The organism is Plantibacter sp. Leaf1 (assembly GCF_001421315.1).
Taxonomy (GTDB): Bacteria; Actinomycetota; Actinomycetes; order Actinomycetales; family Microbacteriaceae; genus Plantibacter.
Genome location: NZ_LMJX01000002.1, coordinates 290,918 through 312,660, shown reverse-complemented (window position 1 = coordinate 312,660; position 21,743 = coordinate 290,918). Strand labels below are relative to the sequence as shown.

The 21,743-nt window shown below is 68.4% G+C and carries 18 protein-coding genes and 7 tRNA genes; 20 read left to right on the top strand and 5 right to left on the bottom strand.

Features of this window, described 5'->3' with window-relative positions; all coding sequences use genetic code 11:
- Window positions 1–119: 119 nt before the first annotated feature.
- Window positions 120–2,546, top strand: a complete 2,427-nt coding sequence (locus ASE44_RS03735; protein ID WP_082455760.1) for a phosphoketolase — start codon at window positions 120–122, stop codon at window positions 2,544–2,546.
- On the opposite strand, the gene ASE44_RS03730 is transcribed toward ASE44_RS03735, so the two are convergent.
- Both ASE44_RS03730 and ASE44_RS03725 read right to left on the bottom strand, forming a co-directional pair.
- Window positions 2,543–3,424 (bottom strand): ADP/ATP-dependent (S)-NAD(P)H-hydrate dehydratase, encoded by an 882-nt coding sequence (locus ASE44_RS03730; RefSeq protein WP_056777522.1) that lies wholly within the window; start codon window positions 3,422–3,424, stop codon window positions 2,543–2,545. The genes ASE44_RS03735 and ASE44_RS03730 overlap by 4 nt on opposite strands.
- Window positions 3,411–4,151 (bottom strand): histidine phosphatase family protein, encoded by a 741-nt coding sequence (locus ASE44_RS03725; RefSeq protein ID WP_056777519.1) that lies wholly within the window; start codon window positions 4,149–4,151, stop codon window positions 3,411–3,413. The genes ASE44_RS03730 and ASE44_RS03725 overlap by 14 nt, the downstream gene beginning before the upstream one ends.
- A 143-nt stretch (window positions 4,152–4,294) precedes the next feature.
- Here ASE44_RS03725 and ASE44_RS03720 point away from each other — a divergent pair, with 143 nt between their 5' ends.
- The gene (locus ASE44_RS03720) at window positions 4,295–5,920 is read left to right on the top strand and encodes an MFS transporter (protein ID WP_369817173.1); all 1,626 of its coding nucleotides are present in this window, start codon (window positions 4,295–4,297) and stop codon (window positions 5,918–5,920) included.
- Between the two features lie 91 nt (window positions 5,921–6,011).
- Here the strand turns inward: ASE44_RS03720 and ASE44_RS03715 are convergent.
- Window positions 6,012–6,084 (bottom strand) — tRNA-Val (locus tag ASE44_RS03715).
- Between the two features lie 165 nt (window positions 6,085–6,249).
- On the opposite strand from ASE44_RS03715, the gene ASE44_RS03710 reads away from it, so the two are divergent.
- From ASE44_RS03710 to ASE44_RS03685, 6 genes are all read left to right on the top strand, one after another.
- A tRNA-Gly gene (locus tag ASE44_RS03710) sits at window positions 6,250–6,321 on the top strand.
- A gap of 60 nt (window positions 6,322–6,381) precedes the next feature.
- A tRNA-Cys gene (locus ASE44_RS03705) sits at window positions 6,382–6,455 on the top strand.
- Window positions 6,456–6,512: 57 nt separating this feature from the next.
- Window positions 6,513–6,587: transfer RNA gene (locus ASE44_RS03700), tRNA-Val, on the top strand.
- A gap of 223 nt (window positions 6,588–6,810) precedes the next feature.
- Window positions 6,811–6,882 (top strand) — tRNA-Gly (locus ASE44_RS03695).
- A gap of 56 nt (window positions 6,883–6,938) precedes the next feature.
- A tRNA-Cys gene (locus ASE44_RS03690) sits at window positions 6,939–7,009 on the top strand.
- Window positions 7,010–7,029: 20 nt separating this feature from the next.
- Window positions 7,030–7,101: transfer RNA gene (locus ASE44_RS03685), tRNA-Val, on the top strand.
- 76 nt (window positions 7,102–7,177) lie between these two features.
- Here ASE44_RS03685 and ASE44_RS03680 read toward each other — a convergent pair.
- Window positions 7,178–7,861 carry a lysoplasmalogenase gene (locus tag ASE44_RS03680; RefSeq protein ID WP_162235728.1) on the bottom strand — a complete coding sequence of 228 codons (684 nt, stop codon included), beginning with the start codon at window positions 7,859–7,861 and terminating at the stop codon, window positions 7,178–7,180.
- Window positions 7,862–7,998: 137 nt separating this feature from the next.
- Between ASE44_RS03680 and thrS the strand changes: the two genes are divergently transcribed.
- From thrS to ASE44_RS03620, 12 genes are all read left to right on the top strand, one after another.
- On the top strand, window positions 7,999–9,966 hold the full coding sequence (gene thrS, locus ASE44_RS03675; protein ID WP_056777511.1) for a threonine--tRNA ligase: 1,968 nt from the start codon (window positions 7,999–8,001) through the stop codon (window positions 9,964–9,966).
- Window positions 9,963–10,523 carry an HIT domain-containing protein gene (locus ASE44_RS03670; RefSeq protein ID WP_056777509.1) on the top strand — a complete coding sequence of 187 codons (561 nt, stop codon included), beginning with the start codon at window positions 9,963–9,965 and terminating at the stop codon, window positions 10,521–10,523. Before thrS ends, ASE44_RS03670 begins: the two co-directional genes overlap by 4 nt.
- 100 nt (window positions 10,524–10,623) lie before the next feature.
- Window positions 10,624–11,529 carry a pyridoxal 5'-phosphate synthase lyase subunit PdxS gene (gene pdxS, locus ASE44_RS03665; protein ID WP_056777507.1) on the top strand — a complete coding sequence of 302 codons (906 nt, stop codon included), beginning with the start codon at window positions 10,624–10,626 and terminating at the stop codon, window positions 11,527–11,529.
- 42 nt (window positions 11,530–11,571) lie between these two features.
- Window positions 11,572–12,168 (top strand): pyridoxal 5'-phosphate synthase glutaminase subunit PdxT, encoded by a 597-nt coding sequence (gene pdxT / locus ASE44_RS03660; protein WP_056777503.1) that lies wholly within the window; start codon window positions 11,572–11,574, stop codon window positions 12,166–12,168.
- A 97-nt stretch (window positions 12,169–12,265) separates the two neighbouring features.
- The gene (locus ASE44_RS03655) at window positions 12,266–13,027 is read left to right on the top strand and encodes a YebC/PmpR family DNA-binding transcriptional regulator (RefSeq protein ID WP_056005840.1); all 762 of its coding nucleotides are present in this window, start codon (window positions 12,266–12,268) and stop codon (window positions 13,025–13,027) included.
- Window positions 13,028–13,121: 94 nt separating this feature from the next.
- Window positions 13,122–13,754: a crossover junction endodeoxyribonuclease RuvC gene (gene ruvC, locus ASE44_RS03650; RefSeq protein WP_056777500.1), complete on the top strand. Its 633-nt coding sequence runs from the start codon at window positions 13,122–13,124 to the stop codon at window positions 13,752–13,754.
- Complete coding sequence (ruvA, locus tag ASE44_RS03645) at window positions 13,751–14,377, top strand: Holliday junction branch migration protein RuvA (protein WP_056005833.1); 627 nt, start codon at window positions 13,751–13,753, stop codon at window positions 14,375–14,377. The genes ruvC and ruvA overlap by 4 nt, the downstream gene beginning before the upstream one ends.
- On the top strand, window positions 14,374–15,405 hold the full coding sequence (gene ruvB, locus ASE44_RS03640) for a Holliday junction branch migration DNA helicase RuvB (protein ID WP_056005830.1): 1,032 nt from the start codon (window positions 14,374–14,376) through the stop codon (window positions 15,403–15,405). Before ruvA ends, ruvB begins: the two co-directional genes overlap by 4 nt.
- A 72-nt stretch (window positions 15,406–15,477) precedes the next feature.
- Window positions 15,478–15,858 carry a preprotein translocase subunit YajC gene (yajC, locus tag ASE44_RS03635; RefSeq protein ID WP_056777498.1) on the top strand — a complete coding sequence of 127 codons (381 nt, stop codon included), beginning with the start codon at window positions 15,478–15,480 and terminating at the stop codon, window positions 15,856–15,858.
- Window positions 15,859–15,922: 64 nt separating this feature from the next.
- Window positions 15,923–17,674: a protein translocase subunit SecD gene (gene secD / locus ASE44_RS03630; protein WP_056777496.1), complete on the top strand. Its 1,752-nt coding sequence runs from the start codon at window positions 15,923–15,925 to the stop codon at window positions 17,672–17,674.
- Window positions 17,674–18,714 carry a protein translocase subunit SecF gene (gene secF / locus ASE44_RS03625; RefSeq protein ID WP_056005822.1) on the top strand — a complete coding sequence of 347 codons (1,041 nt, stop codon included), beginning with the start codon at window positions 17,674–17,676 and terminating at the stop codon, window positions 18,712–18,714. Before secD ends, secF begins: the two co-directional genes overlap by 1 nt.
- Before the next feature lie 47 nt (window positions 18,715–18,761).
- A complete protein-coding gene (locus ASE44_RS03620; protein WP_056005819.1) occupies window positions 18,762–21,017 on the top strand; it encodes a bifunctional (p)ppGpp synthetase/guanosine-3',5'-bis(diphosphate) 3'-pyrophosphohydrolase in 2,256 nt (751 codons plus the stop codon).
- Here the strand turns inward: ASE44_RS03620 and ASE44_RS03615 are convergent.
- The gene (locus tag ASE44_RS03615) at window positions 21,004–21,681 is read right to left on the bottom strand and encodes a hypothetical protein (protein ID WP_157579779.1); all 678 of its coding nucleotides are present in this window, start codon (window positions 21,679–21,681) and stop codon (window positions 21,004–21,006) included. The two genes, ASE44_RS03620 and ASE44_RS03615, sit on opposite strands and share 14 nt — an antisense overlap.
- Between the last annotated feature and the right edge of the window lie 62 nt (window positions 21,682–21,743).

Below are 21,743 nucleotides of genomic sequence, written 5' to 3'. Positions count from 1 at the left end.
CCAACATGCCGACGACGAAGCGCCGGGTCGCACCGGTGCCGTCGAGACGGCTCCCTGCACGCCCTTCGGCGCGAGCGCCACCCCTGTCGTCCGATTCGGGATTCTGGAACGGTTGGACGATGACGCCTGATGAACCGCACGCATCGCCGACCGACTCCTGGCCGTCGCGGGAGGGGGCAGCACCGGTGTCGGACGCGACCCTCGAGCAGGTCGACGCCTGGTGGCGAGCCGCGAACTACCTGTCCGTCGGTCAGATCTACCTGCTCGACAACCCGCTGCTCCGGCGCCCGCTCGAGGCGGGCGACATCAAGCGCCGGCTGCTCGGTCACTGGGGGACCGCCCCCGGTCTGAACCTCGCCTACGCGCACCTCAACCGGGTCATCGTGGAACGCAGGCAGTCGGCGATGTTCATCGCCGGACCCGGACACGGTGGTCCGGCGATCCTCGCGAGCGCCTATCTGGACGGCACCTACAGCGAGATCTACCCCGACGTCGCCGAGACCGAGGCGGGCCTCACCCGATTCTTCCGGCAGTTCAGCTTCCCGGGCGGGGTGCCGAGTCATGCGGCGCCCGAGACCCCGGGGAGCATCCATGAAGGTGGCGAGCTGGGGTACGTCCTCAGCCACGCTTACGGCGCCGCCTTCGACAACCCCGACCTTCTCGTCGCCGCGGTCGTCGGTGATGGGGAGGCGGAGACCGGTCCGCTCGCCACGAGCTGGCATTCCAACAAGTTCATCGATCCGCTCCAGGACGGCGTGGTCCTCCCGATCCTCCACCTGAACGGGTACAAGATCGCGAACCCGACACTCCTGGCCCGCATCCCGCATGCTGAGCTCGACAGCCTGCTCCGCGGGTACGGCCACGAGCCGTTCTTCGTCGAGGGCGGGTTCGACGGCGAGGATCCCGTGCACGTCCATCGGCGACTGGCCGAGGTCCTCGACCTCGTACTCGACCGCATCGCGGCGATCAAGGCGCGAGCCGCGGCGGGGGAGACCGAGCGGCCCGTCTGGCCGATGATCGTCCTGCGCACACCGAAGGGGTGGACCTGCCCCGAGGAGATCGACGGGACACGCGTCGAAGGGACCTTCCACGCGCACCAGGTCCCGCTCGCGAACGCCCGCGACACCGCGGAGCACACGGCGATCCTTGAGGCCTGGATGCGGAGCTACCGACCCGAGGAGCTGTTCGACGAGCACGGGGCGGTGATCCCCGAGGTGCGCGCCCTGGCCCCGCGTGGGGACGCCAGGATGAGCGCGACGCCGCATGCCAACGGCGGCCTGCTGCGCACGGACCTCGACCTGCCGCCGATCGACGACGCCGCGGTCGTCTCCACAGCGCCCGGAGGTGTCGATGCCGGCGCGACGGGTGTCCTCGGCCACTGGCTCGCCGAGGTCATCCGACGGAACCCTTCCACCTTCCGGATCTTCGCTCCCGACGAGCTCGCCAGCAACCGGCTCCAGGCCGTGTTCGACGTCACCGAGCGCCAATGGAACGCAGAGACCGTCCCGGGTGACGAACATCTGGCCCGCGTCGGACGGGTGATGGAGATGCTGAGCGAACACCAGTGCGAGGGCTGGCTGGAGGGCTACCTGCTGACGGGCAGGCACGGTCTCTTCACCTGTTATGAGGCCTTCATCCACATCGTCGACTCCATGTTCAACCAGCACGCGAAGTGGTTGAACGGCGCTCGCGCGCTCGAATGGCGTCGCCCGGTGGCGAGCTTGAACTACCTGCTCACGAGCCACGTCTGGCGTCAGGACCACAACGGGTTCTCCCACCAGGATCCTGGGTTCATCGACCACGTCGTCAACAAGAAGCCCGGTGTCATCCGGGTCTACCTCCCGTTCGACGCGAACACCCTGCTCGTCGTCGCGGAGCACTGCCTGCGGAGCACGGACGAGATCAACGTGATCGTCGCCGGGAAGGACGTCGAGCCGGTCTGGCTGGGTGTCGACGACGCGCGTGATCACTGCGCCCGCGGGCTCGGCGTCCTCCCCTTCGCCGGCTCGGAGCGTCCGGGGGAGCAGCCGGACCTCGTGATGGCCTGCGCGGGGGACGTCCCCACCCTCGAGACCCTGGCCGCCGTCAGCATCCTTCGGGAGCGCATCCCCGGTCTCGCCGTCCGCGTCGTGAACGTCGTCGACCTCATGCGGCTCATGAGTGAGAACCAGCATCCCCACGGCATCTCGGACGCCGAGTACGACAGCGTGTTCACCGCGGACCGGCCCGTCGTCTTCGCGTACCACGGGTACCCGTGGCTCATCCATCGACTGACCTACAAACGCCACGGACACGAGCAGTTGCACGTCCGCGGCTACCTGGAGAACGGGACCACGACCACGCCCTTCGACATGGTCATGCTCAACCGGATCGACCGTTATTCGCTCGTCTGCGACGCCATCGACCGGACTCCCGGGCTCGGCGAACGGTACGCGGAACTCCGCCAGGAGATGCAGGACGCCCGGCATCGTGCACAGGAGCACACGCGCGAGTTCGGTGAGGATGCGCCCGAGATCACCTCCTGGCGCTGGCCGGTGGTCTCCTAGGGCGTCTCGTCGCCCGAGCGCTCGAGCGACTGGAGCACCATCGGGAACTCGTCGGCGAACTCGCGGGCGAGCGCACCCGACGTCCCCATGCGTTCGGCGACCCGATCACCGGACGAGGCGTGGAGCACGGTGCCCCAGCAGCTCGCCGCCAGTGGGGAGAGCCCTCTTGCCGCGAGCCCAGCGATCGCTCCGGCGAGCACGTCTCCGCTCCCGGCGGTGCCGAGGACCGGGCCGCCACCGGGCGCGACGAAGTCCTGACGCCCGTCAGAGATCCGTCCCTGGCAGGTGACGGCGGCACCGTGGCGTCGTGCCAGCTCGCCTGGCGCGGTCTCGGGGTCCGCCTCGTCGACGTCGAGGAGGATCGCCGCCTCCGCGACGTTCGGGGTGAAGACGAGCCGGTCCTCGAGCCCCTTCGAGAATTCGGGGAGATGCGAGAGCGCCCCGAGCCCGAAGGCGTCGAGGATCACGACCGTCTCCGCGCCCAGCGACGGCCGGATCCGACGGAGCAGGGCGACTGCCTCATCCGCGTCGTCGAGGCCGGGGCCGAGCAGGACGCAGTCGACGTCCAGTTCGTCGTCGAGACGGTCGACGGCGTCACCGCGGACGGCTCCGTCGGTGGTCTCGGCCAGGCCGATCACGCCGGCCTCGGGGAACGCCACGGCGAGCGCGGACGCCGCCGACTCGCCGACCGCGAGGGTGATCCTGCCGGCACCGACCCGCAATGCGGCAAGCCCGGCCAAGGCGACGGCGCCAGGGGTCATCCGAGCTCCTCCGACGACGAGCACCGATCCGCGGTCGTCCTTGGACGAGCCGGGATCGGGAAGCGGCCAGGCGGCGAGCGCGCCCGGCGTGAGCGCGACGGGTTCAGTGGTGGACATCAGGCACCCCCGCGTGCTCGGTGACCGCGACCTGCTCCTGCTGCAGATGGGCGGTCGCGTTCGCCGCCCGAGCCCGCCAGGCCCGACCGTCGTGGACCAGGTGGGTGAACGAGGCGTTCGGGGTGGGGCGCAACGCCGCCTCCTCGAGGACGCGGTGTTCGTCCCACCCCTCGCACACGTAGCGGAAGAGCGAGATCACGGCGTCGTGGCAGACCACCAGGGCGCGCGTGCGGTCCGGGTATCGGTCGAGGTCCCGGAGGAACGACCGGATGCGGAGCGCCACGTCGGTCCACGACTCACCTCCCGGCGGCCGGTAGTAGAACTTCCCGAGGAAGCGCCGTCTCGCAGCCTCGTCCGGGAATTCGGCATCGACGCCGAGTGAGGTGAGCGTGTCGAGGATCCCGAGGTCGCGGTCGCGCAGTCGTTCGTCGACGAGCGGTCGCAAGCCGTCGGCGTCCATGGCGGCCGCGCGGAGGGCGACGACCGCGGTCTCGTGGGCGCGTCGGAAGGGCGAACTGAACACGATGTCCGGGTGGTCCGTCGGAGCCAGACCCGCCAGACGGGTGCCGACCGCGGCGGCCTGTTCCACCCCGAGGGGTGTCAGCTGGACGTCGGCGTCGCGATCCGGGACGGCGATCCGGTGGGCCCCGGTGCGTTCGGCTTCGCGTGCTGCGACGTTGCCGGCGCTTTCACCGTGGCGGACGAGGATGAGTTCCGTGATGGCCATCCACCCACGCTAATCAGCCGTTCTCCGTGGTCACACACCTTGACGATTCGCCGATGATCCGGCATGGGCCGAGGTCACGGACCGCCGGTGGAGGCGGATCGTGGTTCGGCCAGCTTTTGCGACAAAGCGACGATGCACGACCGATGAGCGCGTCATATCGTTCGACCATGCCTGCACCGTCTGCAACCCCACCCGCGCAACCGTCAGCATGGGCACCCATGGCGATCACCGCCTTCAGGGTGCTGTGGTTCGCCCAGTTGGGCAGCAACATCGGGACCTGGATGCAGACCGTCGGAGCCCAGTGGTACCTAGTCGAGGCCGCTGCGGGAGCGGCGGTGATCGCCCTCGTGCAGACCGCGAGCCTCGCACCGGCCATCCTGGTGGCCCTCCCGGCCGGGGTCCTCGCGGACTCGCTCGACCGACGACGGCTGCTGATCTGGGGATCGTCGGCGAGCGCCGTCCTCGCAGCCGCCCTCACGGTGGTGGCGGCGACCGGTGCACTGACCCCCTGGACGATCCTCGGCTTCACCTTCCTGCTCGGCATCACCTCCACCCTCACGTCGCCCGCATGGCAGGCGATCCAGCCGGAGCTGGTGCCCCGCAACCTCATCGCGGCGTCGTCCGCGCTCGGCGGGGTGACGGTGAACGGTGCTCGCGCGGTCGGTCCCGCCCTGGCCGGCGTCGCGCTGTCGGCCTTCGGCGCGCCCGTCGTGTTCGGGATCAACGCGCTGAGCTTCGTCGGGGCCGTGATCGCCCTCGTGTGGTGGAAGCGTCCGGCGCAGGCCGGTCTGGACGACCGGGAGCGGTTCGGCGCCGCACTGCAGGCGGGGGTCCGCTACGTCGTCTCTGCGCACCTCGTCCGCCGGATCCTGCTGCGGTCCGCACTCTTCGCCCTCCCGGCCAGCGCACTCTGGGCACTGCTGCCCCTCACCGCGAAGCGGCTCCATCTCGATTCGAGCGGGTACGGCTTCCTGCTCGGCGCGCTCGGCCTCGGTGCCGTCCTGGGCATCTTCGCCCTGCCGCTCGCTCGACGCCGGTTCTCCGACAACCTCGTCATCGCGGCGAGTGCGGTGCTCTTCGCCGCGGGGTCGCTCGCGGCGGCGTTCCTGCCATTCATACCGACCCTCGTCCTGCTGGTGCTCGCGGGGCTGGCCTGGATCGGCACCCTCACCGTGCTGAACGCCGCCCTGCAGCTCACCCTGCCGCAGTGGGTGCGGTCCCGCGGAGCCTCGATCTACATCCTCGTCTTCATGGGAGCGATGGCCGTCGGCTCGATCGGTTGGGGACTCGCCGCGCAGGCACTCGGGACGTCGGTCGCCTACGCCGCTTCGGCCGTCCTGCTGCTCCTCGTGGCGGTCAGTGTGCGGGTGCTGCCCCTGCTGCCGGGAACGGGCACCGTCGACCGCAGCATCACGATGTCGTGGCCGACGCCCACGCTGGTGTTCGAGCCGCAGCCGACCGACGGGCCGGTGCTCGTGCAGATCTCCTACACGGTCCACCCCGACTCGCTCGCCGCGTTCCAGACCGCGATGGGTCGCGTCGAGAGCTCCCGTCGCCGAACCGGCGCATCCAGATGGGCCCTGTACCGGAGCGGCGAGGTGGCCGACGTCCAGCTGGAGACCTTCATGGTGCCGTCGTGGGGGGAGTTCCGGCGACAGGAGACGCAGCGTCTCACCGGCCGCGACCGCGACATTCGTTCAGCAGCGTTGGAGCATGCCGAGGGCGAGCCCGTCGAGCGGCACTTCTTCCCGAGCCGGACCCGCGCGTGACCCGAGGCTGAGGCCGGGCTGGAACGGCCGGCACGCCCAGGGGCGGGTGCCTGACCAACGAAAAAACTCCTGGCGGACCAGGAGTGTGCTGTGGGCGATACCGGACTCGAACCGATGACCTCTTCCGTGTGAAGGAAGCGCGCTACCAACTGCGCCAATCGCCCGCAGGTCGTTCGCACCGGGGTGCCGAACAGCCGCGAGTCACGATACTAGCCGATGCGGAGTGTCGAACGCACATCGGCCACGCGCAGAGCGCGGCGTGCGCGTCGGTTTGAACATCGGTCCCGGTTTCGGCTAGAGTCGTTCGAGCACGCAGTGATGCGAGCAATGCGGATGTGGCGCAGTGGTAGCGCATCACCTTGCCAAGGTGAGGGTCGCGAGTTCGAATCTCGTCATCCGCTCGAGTGTCAGTGGTGTCGTTCCGTGAGGAACCCCATTCGGCAGTGTGTTCGGTCACACATGGTGGCGTGGCCGAGAGGCTAGGCAGCGGCCTGCAAAGCCGTCCACACGGGTTCGAATCCCGTCGCCACCTCCACTCGGTAGCATCGGTTCCATCAGCAACATCCCGGCGTCGTGTCCACACACGCCACCCGGGCGATTGGCGCAGCGGTAGCGCGCTTCCCTGACACGGAAGAGGTCACTGGTTCGATCCCAGTATCGCCCACCAGCATCACGACGGCCCCGGACGAACACGTCCGGGGCCGTCGTCGTTTCCCACCACGCCCGACGGCGGAGACCCACACCCCACCGCGACGCGCCCGGAAACATCGATTTTCACCCGCGTTTTTCCCCGGAACATCAAGGATCCTGGTGACTCGCCGAGACGGACGTGTCACCAGGGGGCTCGAAGATCGGCTAGAGTTTCCAAGCACCCGGAAACGGGTGTGAATGCGGATGTGGCGCAGTGGTAGCGCATCACCTTGCCAAGGTGAGGGTCGCGAGTTCGAATCTCGTCATCCGCTCGAGTGTCAGCAGGATCGTGTGAACGTCCCGCTCGACAGTGTGTTCAGTCACACGTGGTGGCGTGGCCGAGAGGCTAGGCAGCGGCCTGCAAAGCCGTCCACACGGGTTCGAATCCCGTCGCCACCTCGGTACAACACCACTCACCTGGGCGATTGGCGCAGCGGTAGCGCGCTTCCCTGACACGGAAGAGGTCACTGGTTCGATCCCAGTATCGCCCACAGGAAGACGAAGGGCCCGAGCGATCAGCTCGGGCCCTTCGTCGTTGAACCCCCGACGCGCGGGTCGGGTGTCCGCTCAGACGGAGACGACCGACCGTTCGCGGCGGCGCAGGATCTCCGCGACACCCCACACGATGAGGCCTTGGCCCGCAGCGTAGGTGGCCATGATGATCTCGTCCGCCGCCCAGACCGTCACCGCGGGGACGAAGCGGTCGAGCCCGATCAGCGAGTCGGAGACCAGGAACAGCGCACCGCCGACGGCGATCGTCGGCGTCGTCATCGTCGACGCCGCCGCCATGGCCCCGATCACGACGGCGTAGAGGACGACCGCCGGATACAGCGCCCCCATGTCCTGCTGGCTGAGCAGTGCGATGCCGGCGACGAGCCACACCAGGTACACGAGCGCCCAGGCGGGCGGACGCTTCCTGGTCCGCAGATGCCGCACGAAGAGGACGACGTAGCCGGCCTGCGCGAGCATGAAGAACAGGATCCCCACACCGAACGCGAGTTGCCCCGGAACCATGAGCGCGATGTCGCCCGCCCAGCTGCAGAGGATCGCGACGAGCGCGGTGACCGCAGCGGCCGTCAGTCGTCGGATCGACCAGACGAGCGCCAATGCGAGGACGAGCATGATGAACGGCTTGGTGAGGAGCGACAGCCACTCCTGGCCGGAGGCGAGGGCGACGATGTGCACGAGTGCGACCGCGGGGAGCGCGGCGAAGAGCGCGGTCGCGGCCCCGGTCCTGTGCCCAGCCGTCATCAGCGCCACCCCCGTCACGTCGTAGGCCTTCACTCTAGCGATGCGGCCGAGCGCGGACCATGGCCGCAGCGTCCCGCCGTCGCGGACGACGATAGGCTTGCACGGCCAAGGTTTCACCTGAGAAAGAGAGATCATCCGTGAGTGACGGGTTCGCACTGTTCACCGACCGATCCGTGGTCGCCATGCGCGTCAACGGCGAACTGAAGGACCTCGCGGCCACCGTGACGGAGACGGACACCGTCGAACCGGTCCACCTCGACTCGCCGGACGGTCTCAGCATCCTGCGCCACTCGGCCGCCCACGTGCTCGCACAGGCCGTGCAGCAGATCGACCCGCATGCCAACCTCGGCATCGGTCCTCCCGTCACCGACGGCTTCTACTACGACTTCGACGTCGCCGCGCCCTTCACGCCTGAGGCGCTCAAGGTGCTGCAGAAGACGATGGAGCGCATCATCCGTCAGGGCCAGCGGTTCGTGCGCCGCGTCGTGACCGAGGACGAGGCGCGGACGGAACTCGCCGGGGAGCCCTACAAGCTCGAGCTGATCGGCCTCAAGGGCGGATCGGCGGCCGACGACGAGAACGTCGAGGTCGGCGGCGCCGAGCTCACCATCTACGACAACGTCGACCCGAAGACGGGGGAGACGGTCTGGAAGGACCTCTGCCGCGGGCCGCACCTCCCGAACACCCGCATGATCGGCAACGGCTGGGCCCTGACCCGCCTCGCCGCCGCCTACTGGCGGGGGAGCGAGAAGAACCCGCAGCTGCAGCGCATCTACGGCACGGCCTGGGCGACGAAGGACGAGCTCCGCGCCTACCAGACCCGGATCGAGGAGGCGGCCAAGCGCGACCACCGCAAGCTCGGTGCCGAACTCGACCTCTTCAGCTTCCCGGAGGAGATCGGCTCCGGTCTCGCGGTGTTCCACCCCAAGGGCGGCATCATCCGCAACGAGATCGAGAACTACATGCGCGAGCGTCTGCTCGCATCCGGCTACGAGCTGGTCAACACCCCGCACATCACCAAGGGGCACCTCTTCGAGGTCAGCCAGCACCTCGCCTGGTACAAGGACGGCATGTTCCCGGCGATGCACCTCGACCAGGAGGTCGACGCCGACGGTCACGTCACCCGCCAGGGACAGGACTACTACCTGAAGCCCATGAACTGCCCGATGCACAACCTGATCTACCGTGCACGCGGCCGCAGTTACCGTGAGCTCCCGCTCCGGCTCGCCGAGTTCGGCACGGTCTACCGGTACGAGAAGAGCGGGACGCTCTCCGGCCTGACCCGCGTCCGTGGGCTCACGCAGGACGACGCCCACATCTACGTGACCGACGACCAGGTCAAGGACGAGGTCGGGCGTCAGCTGCAGTTCGTCCTGGAGACCCTCCGCGGGTACGGCCTCGACGACTTCTACCTCGAGCTCTCGACGAAGGACCCCGACAAGTACGTCGGCACCGACGAGGTCTGGGACGAAGCGACGGAGACCCTCCGGGAGGTCGCGATCGAATCCGGTCTCGAGCTCGTGCTCGATCCGGCCGGCGCCGCGTTCTACGGCCCGAAGATCTCCGTGCAGGCCCGCGACGCGATCGGCCGGACCTGGCAGCTGTCCACCGTGCAGCTCGACTTCAACCTGCCCGAGCTCTTCGAACTCGAATACACGGCGGCAGACGGCACGCGGAAGCGCCCGGCGATGATCCACCGGGCACTGCTCGGCTCGATCGAGCGCTTCTTCGCGATCCTCCTCGAGCACTACGCCGGAGCGTTCCCCGTGTGGCTCGCCCCCGTCCAGGTCGTCGGCATCCCCGTGTCCGAGCAGTACGAGGAGTTCCTCGGCGGGGTCGTCGCCGAGTTGCGCTCGTCCGGCGTCCGCGCCGAACTCGACGCCTCCGACGACCGGATGCAGAAGAAGATCCGCAACCACACCAAGGCCAAGACCCCGGTGCAGCTGATTGTGGGCGAGGAGGACCAGGCCAACGGCGCGGTGAGCTTCCGCTTCCGCGACGGCACCCAGGAGAACGGTGTGCCCGTCGCCGACGCGGTACGTCGGATCCGAGCCGCCATCGCCGCGAAGCTGCAGGTGAACACCGCATCGGATCTGCCCGCATGACCTCGGGCACGGATCCGGAGTCGTTCGAGTCGATCGACACCTCCCACCTGGTGGGCGTCCCGGACGCGTTCCAGCGTCTGTGGACGCCCCACCGGATGGTGTACATCAAGCAGGGTCAACCGTCCGACGACGGCTGCCCGTTCTGCATCGCACCGACCCTCGACGACGAGTCCGCGCTCATCGTGCACCGCGGAGAACACGCCTTCGTGCTCCTCAACCTGTTCCCGTACAACTCCGGGCACCTGCTCGTCTGCCCGTACCGCCACGTCGCGATGTACGACGACGCGACGCCTGCCGAGGTCGCCGAGATCGGCAGTCTGACGCAGACGGCGATGCGGGTACTCCGATCGGTGTCGAACAACGACGGCTTCAACCTGGGCATGAACCAGGGTGCGGTCGCCGGCGCCGGGATCGCCGCCCACCTCCACCAGCACATCGTCCCGCGCTGGGCGACGGACGCGAACTTCTTCCCGATCATCGCCCAGACCAAGGCGCTCCCGCAGCTCCTCGGCGACGTGCGCCGATCCATCGCGGAGGCCTGGCCGAGCTCCGACTGATCCGCCGGGGCCGATCCGGGTCGAGACCGCTCGAGCCCAAGTCCAATTTCCGGCCGTTGGACGGAGCATCGCCAGGCCACTCGGGGCTACGCTCGCCACCATGACCGACAGCAGCACGACCACTGGACAGCACGGCTCGAACCGCGTGAAGCGAGGCCTCGCCGAGATGCTCAAGGGCGGCGTCATCATGGACGTCGTCACCGCCGAGCAAGCCCGCATCGCCGAGGACGCCGGGGCCGTCGCCGTGATGGCCCTCGAGCGCGTTCCCGCCGACATCCGCTCGCAGGGTGGCGTCGCTCGGATGAGCGACCCCGACCTCATCGAGTCCATCATCGCCGAGGTGTCCATTCCGGTGATGGCCAAGGCCCGCATCGGCCACTTCGTCGAGGCGCAGGTGCTGCAGGCGCTCGACGTCGACTACATCGACGAGTCCGAGGTGCTGAGTCCGGCCGACTACGTCAACCACATCGACAAGTGGAACTTCGACGTCCCGTTCGTCTGCGGTGCGACCAACCTGGGCGAGGCGCTGCGACGGATCACCGAGGGCGCGGCGATGATCCGTTCGAAGGGGGAGGCGGGTACGGGAGACGTCTCCGAGGCGACGAAGCACATCCGGAAGATCCGCTCGGAGATCGCGAGCCTGTCGTCGATGTCGAAGGACGAGCTCTACGTCGCGGCCAAGGAGCTGCAGGCTCCCTACGACCTCGTCGTCGAGATCGCCGAGACCGGCAAGCTCCCCGTCGTGCTGTTCACCGCCGGCGGCGTCGCGACGCCTGCCGACGCCGCGATGATGATGCAGCTCGGAGCAGACGGTGTCTTCGTCGGCTCGGGCATCTTCAAGTCCGGCAACCCCGCCCAGCGCGCGGCGGCGGTCGTCAAGGCGACGACGTTCTTCGACGATCCAGCCGTCATCGCCGAGGTCTCGCGTGGACTCGGCGAGGCGATGGTCGGTATCAACGTCGCCGACCTCGCGGCCCCGCACCGGCTCTCCGAGCGTGGCTGGTAGCGGCTTCCCGGCGCTGCGCGACGCCTCGGCCCAGGTCGAGCGATGACGACGCGACCGCGGGTCGGCGTCCTCGCGCTCCAAGGGGACTTCCGCGAGCACGCGGCGGTGCTCGAACACCTCGGAGCGGACGTCAGGATGGTCAGGCGTCCGTCCGAGCTGTCGGGTGTCGACGGACTCGTCCTCCCCGGTGGCGAATCGAGCGTCATGGAGAAACTCGCGCGTGCCTTCGACCTCGTCGACCCGTTGCGCCAGGCGATCGCCGAGGGACTGCCGGTGTACGGCACCTGCGCCGGCCTGATCCTGCTGGCGGATCGCATCCTCGACGGCATCGCCGGACAGCACGGTCTCGGCGGACTCGACGTGTCCGTCCGCCGCAACGCCTTCGGCTCGCAGCTCGACTCCTTCGAGACGGAGCTGCGCATCCCGGTCCTCGGCGAACCCCCGGTGCACGCGGTCTTCATCCGCGCGCCGGTCGTGGAGGCGGCGGGTCCCGACGTGACGCCACTCGCCTCGTTGCCGGACGGCCGGATGGTCGCCGTCCAGCAGGGGCGACTGCTCGGCACCTCCTTCCACCCGGAGGTGACCGGGGACACCCGCTTCCACGCCTACTTCCTCGACACGGTCCGTTCGGCCGTTTGAGGCTCGGGTGCGGCACCGCCGCGACGCGCACCGTGATCGCGAGTTCCGGGCCGCTGGCCTAGACTGGTCAGGTTCTTTTCACGCAGTTAGGGAGCACATGTCCGGACACTCCAAGTGGGCCACGACCAAGCACAAGAAGGCGGTCATCGACGGCCGTCGCGCGAAGTCCTTCGCCAAGCTCATCAAGAACATCGAGGTCGCCGCCAAGATGGGCGGTGCAGACCTCGCGGGCAACCCGACGCTGCAGGACGCCATCCAGAAGGCGAAGAAGACCTCGGTCCCGAACGACAACATCGACCGCGCCGTCAAGCGTGGCGCCGGCCTCACCGGCGAGGTCATCGACTACACCACGATCATGTACGAGGGGTACGGTCCGAACGGCGTCGCCCTCCTCGTCGAGTGCCTCACCGACAACAAGAACCGAGCCGCAGCCGACGTCCGGACACTGATGTCCCGCAACGGCGGCACCATGGCCGACCCGGGCTCCGTCGCCTACAACTTCCAGCGCAAGGGACTCATCGTCGTCCAGGCCGAGGGCACCACCGAGGACGACGTCCTCGCCGCGGTGCTCGACGCCGGTGCCGAGGAGGTCAACGCCGAGGCCGAGACCTTCGAGGTCGTCACCGAACCGAGCGACATGGTCGCGACCCGCACGGCGTTGCAGGAGGCGGGCATCGACTACGACTCGGCCGATGTCGCCTTCGTCCCGAGCCTCAAGGTCGAGATCGACGCCGACACCGCCCGGAAGGTCTTCAAGCTGATCGATGCGCTCGAGGACAACGACGACGTCCAGAACATCTACAGCAACTTCGACCTGACCCCCGAGGTGCAGGCCGAGTTGGAGTCCGACGACGAGTAGCACCTGTCCCGACCGGGCGCCCGCGTTCGAACGGATGTACAACACTCCGTCTCGAGGAGCCGGTACCCGCCCGAGGCTCGCTTAGGGTCGGAGTATGACTCTGCGTGTCCTCGGCATCGATCCCGGCCTGACCCGATGCGGGGTGGGCGTCGTGGACGTCAAGCCGGGACGGAAGGCCACGATGGTGGAGTACGGCGTCATCCGCACCGACGCGCACGCGCCTCTCGAACAACGGCTGCTGCTGATCGCTCAGGGCATCGCCGAGGCGATCGAACGCACGTCGCCGACCGCCATGGCCGTCGAACGGGTGTTCGCGCAGCACAACGTCCGGACCGTCATGGGCACGGCCCAGGCGAGCGGCCTGGCGCTGCACGCCGCGGCCGCGAACGGGATCCCCGTCGGACTGCACACCCCGAGCGAGGTCAAAGCCGCCGTGACCGGGTACGGACGCGCCGACAAACTCCAGGTGCAGACGATGGTCGCGCGGATCCTGGGTCTCGACGAGCTGCCCAAACCGGCCGACGCCGCCGACGCCCTGGCACTCGCCATCTGCCACGCCTGGAGACCGGTCGTATCGACCGCCGCGACACCGGCCGGTGCATCACCGCGGGGGAGCGCCGCGCTCACCCCGGCGCAGCTCGCCTGGGCTGCTGCGGAGCGGGGCGGGGGTCCACGCGAGGCGGCGGTCCGAGCCCGCGCCGCCCAGAGCCCTAGGCTGGAAGCATGATCTCCTCCCTCCGTGGCACCGTTCTGAGCGCGGTCGGCAACCTCGTGGTGGTCGAGGTCGGCGGGGTCGGCTTCGCGGTCCAGGTGACCCCGGCGCACGCGCTGTCGCTGCGCGTCGGCTCCGAAGCCCTGCTCTCCACCACCCTCATCGTCCGCGAGGACTCGCTGTCCCTGTTCGGCTTCCGGTCCGCAGAGGAGCTGTCGGTCTTCGAACTCCTCGTCAGCGTCACCGGCGTCGGCCCGAAGTCGGCGCTCGGCGTGCTCGAGGCCCTCACTCCCGAGCAGATCGCGACCGCCATCGCCGCCGATGACGACGCGCCGTTCCGGAAGGTCTCCGGCATCGGCCCGAAGACCGCCAAACTCATCACCCTCTCGCTCGCCGGCAAGCTGCGCGTCACCCGCACGGCCCCGGAGGCTCCGGCCACCACGGTCAACGCCGCCGCGGTCGCCGATCAGGTCGTGACGGCCCTCATCGGCCTGGGATGGCCTGAGAAGACCGCGACCCAGGCGGTCGTCGAGGCCTCTGCCGAGGCGAGCGCAGCCGACCTCTCCGCGGTGCCGTCGCTCATCCGTCTCGCCCTCGGGAGACTCGGACCGGCGCATGCCGGAGGCCGGACCTCGTGACGGACACCCCCGAAGACCTCACCAACCCGGCATCCGAGTCCGACGCGGAACTGGCGTTCGAAGGCGCACTTCGTCCGCGATCGCTCTCCGAGTTCGTCGGGCAGTCCAAAGCGCGCGGGCAACTGCAGCTGCTCATCACCGCCGCCGGCATGCAGAACCGCACGCCGGACCACATCCTCCTCGCGGGTCCGCCCGGACTCGGCAAGACGACGCTCGCCATGATCGTCGCGCACGAGACGGGCAAGCCGCTTCGACTGACCAGCGGCCCGGCGATCCAGCACGCCGGAGACCTCGCCGCCGTCCTGTCATCCCTGACGCCGGGCGAGGTCCTGTTCATCGACGAGATCCACCGCATGGCCCGGCCGGCGGAGGAGATGCTCTACCTCGCGATGGAGGACTTCCGCATCGACATCATGGTCGGCAAGGGTGCCGGCGCGACGAGCATCCCGCTGGAGCTCGCTCCGTTCACGCTCGTCGGCGCCACCACGAGGTCCGGACTCCTGCCGAACCCGCTGCGTGACCGCTTCGGGTTCACCGCGCACCTCGAGTTCTACGACGAGCCGGAACTCCAGCAGGTGCTCCACCGGACGGCGGACATGCTCGGTCTCGACATCGATGCCCGCGCGGTCGAGGAGATCGCCGGTCGGTGCCGGGGAACCCCTCGGATAGCGAACCGGCTGTTGCGTCGGGTCCGCGACTACGCGCTCGTGCATGGCGGTCGTGCCGACCTCGACACGGTCCGGGCAGCCCTCGAGCTCTACGACGTCGACGCCCTCGGCCTCGACCGTCTCGACCGCTCGGTGATGGAGGGCATGTTGGATCGTTTCGCCGGGGGCCCGGTCGGCCTCAGCACCCTGGCGGTCTCCGTGGGTGAGGAACCCGAGACGATCGAGTCCGTCGTGGAGCCGTTCCTCGTCCGGATCGGCCTCATCACGCGGACACCGCGGGGCCGTGTGGCGACGCCGTCGGCCTGGCGCCACTTCGGCAGAACACCTTCCCAGCCCGGCGCCACCCTCGATGGCCTATAATTTCCCTTTGGCGGTGCGTTCCCAACGTCTCCCGCCCTCAATCTCCTCTGGAAGGTTCCCATCGTGGATGCAATGACCCTCGTCCTGTTCGGCCTCGCCGGCGTCATGATCGTGTTCATGATGGTGAGCAACAACAAGCGGAAGAAGCAGGCCGCGGAGACGGAGCAGAAGCTCCTCCCGGGTGCAGAGGTGCTCACCGGCTTCGGCGTGTACGGCACGCTCATCTCCATGGACCGCGACGCCCGGAAGGCCGACGTCGAGATCGCTCCCGGGGTCATCGTCACGATCGACCCGCGCTACGCCGGTGCCGTCGTGCCCCCTGCCGTCTCCGAGACCATCGAGGACGCTCCGGTCGTCGAGTCGATCCCGGACGACGCCGCAGGCATCGAGACCAAGGCCGAGTACGGTCAGCGCGTCGAGGACTCCTCGAAGCCCCAGAAGAGCGACGACTAGTCCCAATCCCTTCCCGGGCAGGCGCCGTCGTGCGTCTGCTCGCAGAGAAAGCTGAGTTCCGAGTTTGGCAAAGTCGACTCCGGTCAAGAAGGCGTGGCGTTCGCTCACGTGGCTTGGCGTAATCCTCATCGGTTTGTTCGCGATCAACGCGGCCGGAGTCCTCTGGGGGAACAGTTCCTGGGCGCCCAAGCTGGCCCTGGACCTCGAGGGTGGCACGCAGATCATCCTGGCGCCGAAGCTCGAGTCCGGCCAGACGGTCTCGAACGAGCAGCTCAACCAGGCGGTGGCCATCATCCGGCAGCGTGTGGACGCGTCCGGTGTCTCCGAAGCCGAGATCACCACGCAGGGCCAGAACGTCGTCGTCGCCATCCCCGGCACGCCCGACGAAGCGACGCTGCAGCGCATCCAGTCCTCGGCGAAGCTCGAGTTCCGGCCGGTCCTGACGTCGCAGCAGTTGACGCCCGGCCAGCCGTCGAACACCTTCATCGGAGAGGACGGCGCTTCGACGCCGTACCCGACACCCGACCCCGGTCTCGAGAGCACCCCGACGGCCGCCCCCACCGACGCGAGCGACCTCTCCCAGGTCACGCCGGCGCTGTACGCCCAGTTCCAGGCGTATGACTGCGCCGCCGAGGCCGATTCGCTCGACGCCACGGCAGCGCCTGCAGCGGAACCGCTCGTCACCTGCGACGTCGACGGCACGTTCAAGTACGTCCTCGGTCCCGTCGAGGTGTCCGGTCAGGATCTCTCGGACGCGAGCGCCGGCATCAAGACCACGCAGAACGGCGCCAGCACCGGCGAGTGGGCCGTCTACCCGGTCTTCAACGAGCAGGGCACGAAGCTCTTCGCCGACGTCACCGGTCGACTCACCGCGCTGCAGAGCCCGCAGAACCAGTTCGCGATCGTGCTCGACGGCAACGTCATCTCCGCACCGCAGTCCCTCGCGGTCATCTCCGACGGCAAGCCGGAGATCAGCGGGTCGTTCACCGAGGAGTCCGCGAAGACCCTCGCCGACCAGCTCAAGTTCGGCGCGTTGCCCATCAGCTTCGTGGTCCAGAGCCAGGACACCATCTCGGCGACCCTCGGGTCCACGCAGCTCGAGAGCGGATTGATCGCCGGGCTCATCGGACTCATCCTGGTCGTGATCTACACCCTGTTCCAATACCGGTTGCTGGGTACCGTCACGATCGCCTCGCTCGTCGCCGCTGCGGTCCTGACGTACATCGTGATCCTGCTGATGTCCTGGCGACAGGGCTTCCGACTGTCGCTCGCCGGCATAGCGGGGTTGATCGTGGCCATCGGGTTCACGGCCGACTCGTTCATCGTCTACTTCGAGCGCATCAAGGACGAGCTTCGCGACGGACGCGGGCTGGAGTCCGCCGTCGAGGCCGGATGGAAGCGTGCGAAGCGCACCATCTATGCGGCGAAGGGCGTCAACCTCCTGTCGGCCGTCGTGCTCTACGTCCTCGCCATCGGCAACGTCCGTGGGTTCGCGTTGACCCTCGGCGTGACGACCATCATCGACGTCATCGTCGTGCTGCTCTTCACGCACCCGATGATGCAGCTCCTCGGGCAGACGAAGCTGTTCAACAGCGGCAAGCCGTTCACGGGCCTCGACCCGTCCGCGCTCGGGGCGATCTACCGCGGCCGTGCCGAGTTCCGCAAGCCGACGGGCGTCCCCGGCGTCAAGGCCTCCTCCAGCAGCCGTGAGGCGGCGAAGCGGCAGACGATCGCGGAGCGGAAGCAGGCCGCCCTCGTGGGCGGCGGTGCAGAGACCAGATCAGACGATCTGCCGACCGATGGGAAGGACTCCTGATGGGTGCGTTCGCACGGTTCGGAAACGAGCTCTACACGGGCAAGCGCTCCTACGACTTCGTCGGTAAGCGCAAGATCTGGTACACGATCGCCATCATCGCGGTCGTCGCCTCCATCCTGATCCCCGTCGTCAAGGGCGGCTTCAACTTCGGCATCGAGTTCCGCGGTGGTTCGCAGTTCCAGATCGCCGACGTCGAGAGCACGGACCAGACCCTCGCCGAAGACGCGGTCTCCTCCGTCGTCTCCGGCGCGACGACCCACGTGACCGTCGTGGGTGGAGACGCCGTCCGCGTCCAGACCGACCAGCTCGAGAACGACAAGGTGACCCAGCAGGTGGCGGCAGCACTGGCCGACGCCTACGGGGTCGAGCAGTCCGACATCACCAGCTCGTTCATCGGGCCGTCCTGGGGTCAGGACGTCTCCAAGCAGGCGATCGTCGGCCTGATCGTGTTCCTGGTGCTCGCAGCGATCCTCATGGCGCTGTACTTCCGCACCTGGAAGATGTCGGCCGCCGCCCTGCTGTCCCTCATGCACGACCTCGTGATCACCGCGGGTGTGTATGCCGCCACCGGGTGGGAGATCACCCCGGCGGCCATGATCGGCTTCCTCACCATCCTCGGCTTCTCGCTCTACGACACCGTGGTGGTGTTCGACAAGATCCGCGAGAACACGACGCTCGACGCCGATGGTGCCGCGCGGACGTTCGGGGAGTCCGTGAACCTCGCGGTGAACCAGACCCTCGTCCGCTCGATCAACACGGGCGTCGTCGCTGCTCTCCCGGTCGCCGCGATCCTCTTCTTCGGTGCGTTCGTGCTCGGAGCGGACACCCTCCGCGACATCTCCCTCGCCCTGCTCGTCGGCATCCTCGTCGGCACGTACTCGACGATCTTCGTCGCGGCGCCGCTCTACGCGAACTTCCGACACAACGAGCCCCGCATCGCCAAGCACGACAAGCGCGTGCTGCAGGCGCGCGAGCGGGCCCAGGGATCGGAAGCCGCCGACGGCGAACAGACGGAAGCCGACGCGCCGCTGGCGCGTTGACCTGACAGCGACGAACAACCGCGTGCACGGACGCAGGGAGGCCTGAGATGGCGGACACCACGACATCCTCGACGGCCTCCCTGCGCCGTCTCGTCCCTCGGATCTTCTCGAAGGCGCAGCCTGCAGGAGCCGTCGACACGCTCATGCGGACGGTGCGCCAGCACCACCCGAAGGCGGACCTCGCGCTCATCGAGCGCGCGTACACGGTGGCGGAGCGGGCCCACTCGGGTCAGAAACGCCAGAGCGGTGAGCCCTACATCACCCACCCGGTCGCCGTGTCGCAGATCCTCGCAGACCTCGGTATCGGCCCGAAGACGATCGTCGCCGCACTCCTGCACGACACGGTCGAAGACACCGAGTACTCGCTCGACCAGTTGCACGCGGACTTCGGCGACGAAGTGGCGATGCTCGTCGACGGAGTGACGAAGCTCGACAAGGTCAAGTACGGCGACAGCGCGCAGGCCGAGACGGTCCGGAAAATGATCGTCGCGATGTCGAAGGACATCCGGGTCCTGATCATCAAGCTCGCGGACCGTCTGCACAATGCGCGCACCTGGGGTTTCGTCCCGGCCGAGAAGGCCGCGAAGAAGGCCACCGAGACGCTCGAGATCTACGCGCCGCTCGCCCACCGGCTCGGTATCCAGGCGATCAAGTGGGAGCTCGAGGACCTCTCGTTCGCCGTGCTGTACCCCAAGCTGTACGCCGAGATCGAGTCCCTCGTGAAGCAGCGGACGCCGCAGCGCGAGGAGTACGTGCAGCACGTCATCGACGCGGTGAACGAGGACCTCAAAGCACAGAAGATCCGCGGCAAGGTGGCCGGTCGACCCAAGCAGTACTACTCGATCTACCAGAAGATGGTGGTCCGGGGCCGCGAGTTCGACGACATCTACGACCTCGTCGGCATCAGGGTGCTCGTCAACTCGCTGCGCGACTGTTACGCGGTGCTCGGCTCGATCCACGCGCGGTGGACGCCCGTCCCCGGTCGGTTCAAGGACTACATCGCGACGCCGAAGTTCAACCTGTACCAGTCGCTGCACACGACCGTCGTCGGCCCCGGCGGCAAGCCGGTGGAGATCCAGATCCGGACGAACGAGATGCACCAGCGTGCCGAGTTCGGTGTCGCAGCGCATTGGAAGTACAAGGAGCGGATGAACAGCGGGAAGACCGCGACCTCCGCTGAACCCGACAACTCGATGGCCTGGCTCGCGCACATCTCGGACTGGCAGGCCGAGACCGCCGACCCGGGGGAGTTCCTCGACTCGCTGCGCTTCGAGATCGGCGCGAAAGAGGTCTACGTCTTCACCCCGAAGGGTCGAGTCGTCGGGCTCCCCGCGGGCGCCACGCCGGTCGACTTCGCGTACGCGGTCCACACGGAGGTCGGCCACCGCACGATGGGTGCCCGGGTGAACGGTCGACTCGTGCCGCTCGAGAGCTCGTTGAACACCGGTGACGTCGTCGAGGTGTTCACCTCGAAGAACCCCGACTCCGGTCCGAGCCAGGACTGGCTGAACTTCGTCAAGAGCCCCAGGGCGCGCAACAAGATCCGTCAGTGGTTCACCAAGGAACGCCGGGACGAGGCGATCGAACAGGGTCGCGACGCCATCGCGCGTGCCATGCGGAAGCAGAACCTGCCCCTGCAGAAGCTGATGAACCAGGACTCCTTCGCGGAGGTCGCGGCGCAGTTGCGCTACGAGGACGTCACCGCGCTCTACGCCGCCGTCGGCGAGGGCCACGTCTCGACGCAGTCGGTGCTCGAGAAGGTCGTCGCGCTGCTGCAGAAGGATGCAGACAGCGAGCACGCGGAATACACCGTGCCGGTCCGTGGGAGCCGACGCGAGCGGCTGCAGAACAGCGACTCCGGTGTCCTGGTGCTGGGTGCCCCCGACATCCTCGTCAAACTCGCCAAGTGCTGTACGCCGGTGCCGGGGGATGAGATCGTCGGGTTCGTCACCCGAGGGTCCGGCGTCTCCGTCCATCGGGGCGATTGCCACAACGTGCAGAGCCTCCTGCAGGAGCCGGAGCGCATGATCGACGTCGAGTGGGCGCCGTCGTCGAAGAGCGTGTTCCTCGTGCAGATCCAGGTCGAGGCCTTGGACCGCGCCGGCCTGCTCTCGGATGTGACCCGGGTGCTGTCCGAGTACCACGTCAACATCCTCTCCGCGACAGTCAACACCTCGAGCGATCGTCTGGCGATCAGTCGTTTCGTGTTCGAGATGGGCGACACCACCCACCTCGATCGCGTCCTCAACGCCGTCCGGCGCATCGACACCGTCTACGACGTCTACCGCGTCAACGGCGGCTGAGCGGGAGCGACCACGAGGCGAGTTCCCCGGCGGTCGGTTCGAGACCGGGGAGCATGACCTCGGTCGCGCCCGACACGACCCGGAGGATCCGCGAGCCACCGAGGACCCGCGGGACCGAGCGGACCCAGGCGACGACCTCCTCGGGGCTGGTCAGGCCGAGTAGGAAGTAGTTGCGGATCGTGGCCAACGCCGGCTCGGCGTCCGCACCGGTCCGCCGCGCCAGGTCGGCCACCGTGCGGGTGGGCGTCGTGACCCGCAGCGGGCCGCACGGCTCACTGTCGCCTGGCCGCAAGGACACCTGACGGAGCTGCACCCGTGCCACTCGCCGACTCCGGCGGTCCGGCGTCACGAACCCCGTGTGGATGCGGGGTGCGACCAGGGCTGCGCCGTGGAGCCAGGCGGCACTCGTCTCGGCGATGGTCGCGCCGTCCAGACCCGACAACCGCGTGAGGACCGTGGCGCGCAAGCGGACCGTGTCGGGTTCGTCGACACTGCAGTAGCCGTCTTCGAAGGCGAAGACCTCGCCGTCCAGGCGGGCGGCGGCGAACTCGGCGACCGAGAGCTCGGGCGGCTGCAGATAGACCGCCAGGCGCCCGGAATGCACCCCGCTCGTCGAGCTGGTCTGGGTTCGGCCGGGGGAGCGCGTGGGAGGTGCCGTGGACATACGACGATCCTCCTGCAGCGGGGCTGCTGCAGGAGGATCGTCCGATGGATCTGTGGAGAACG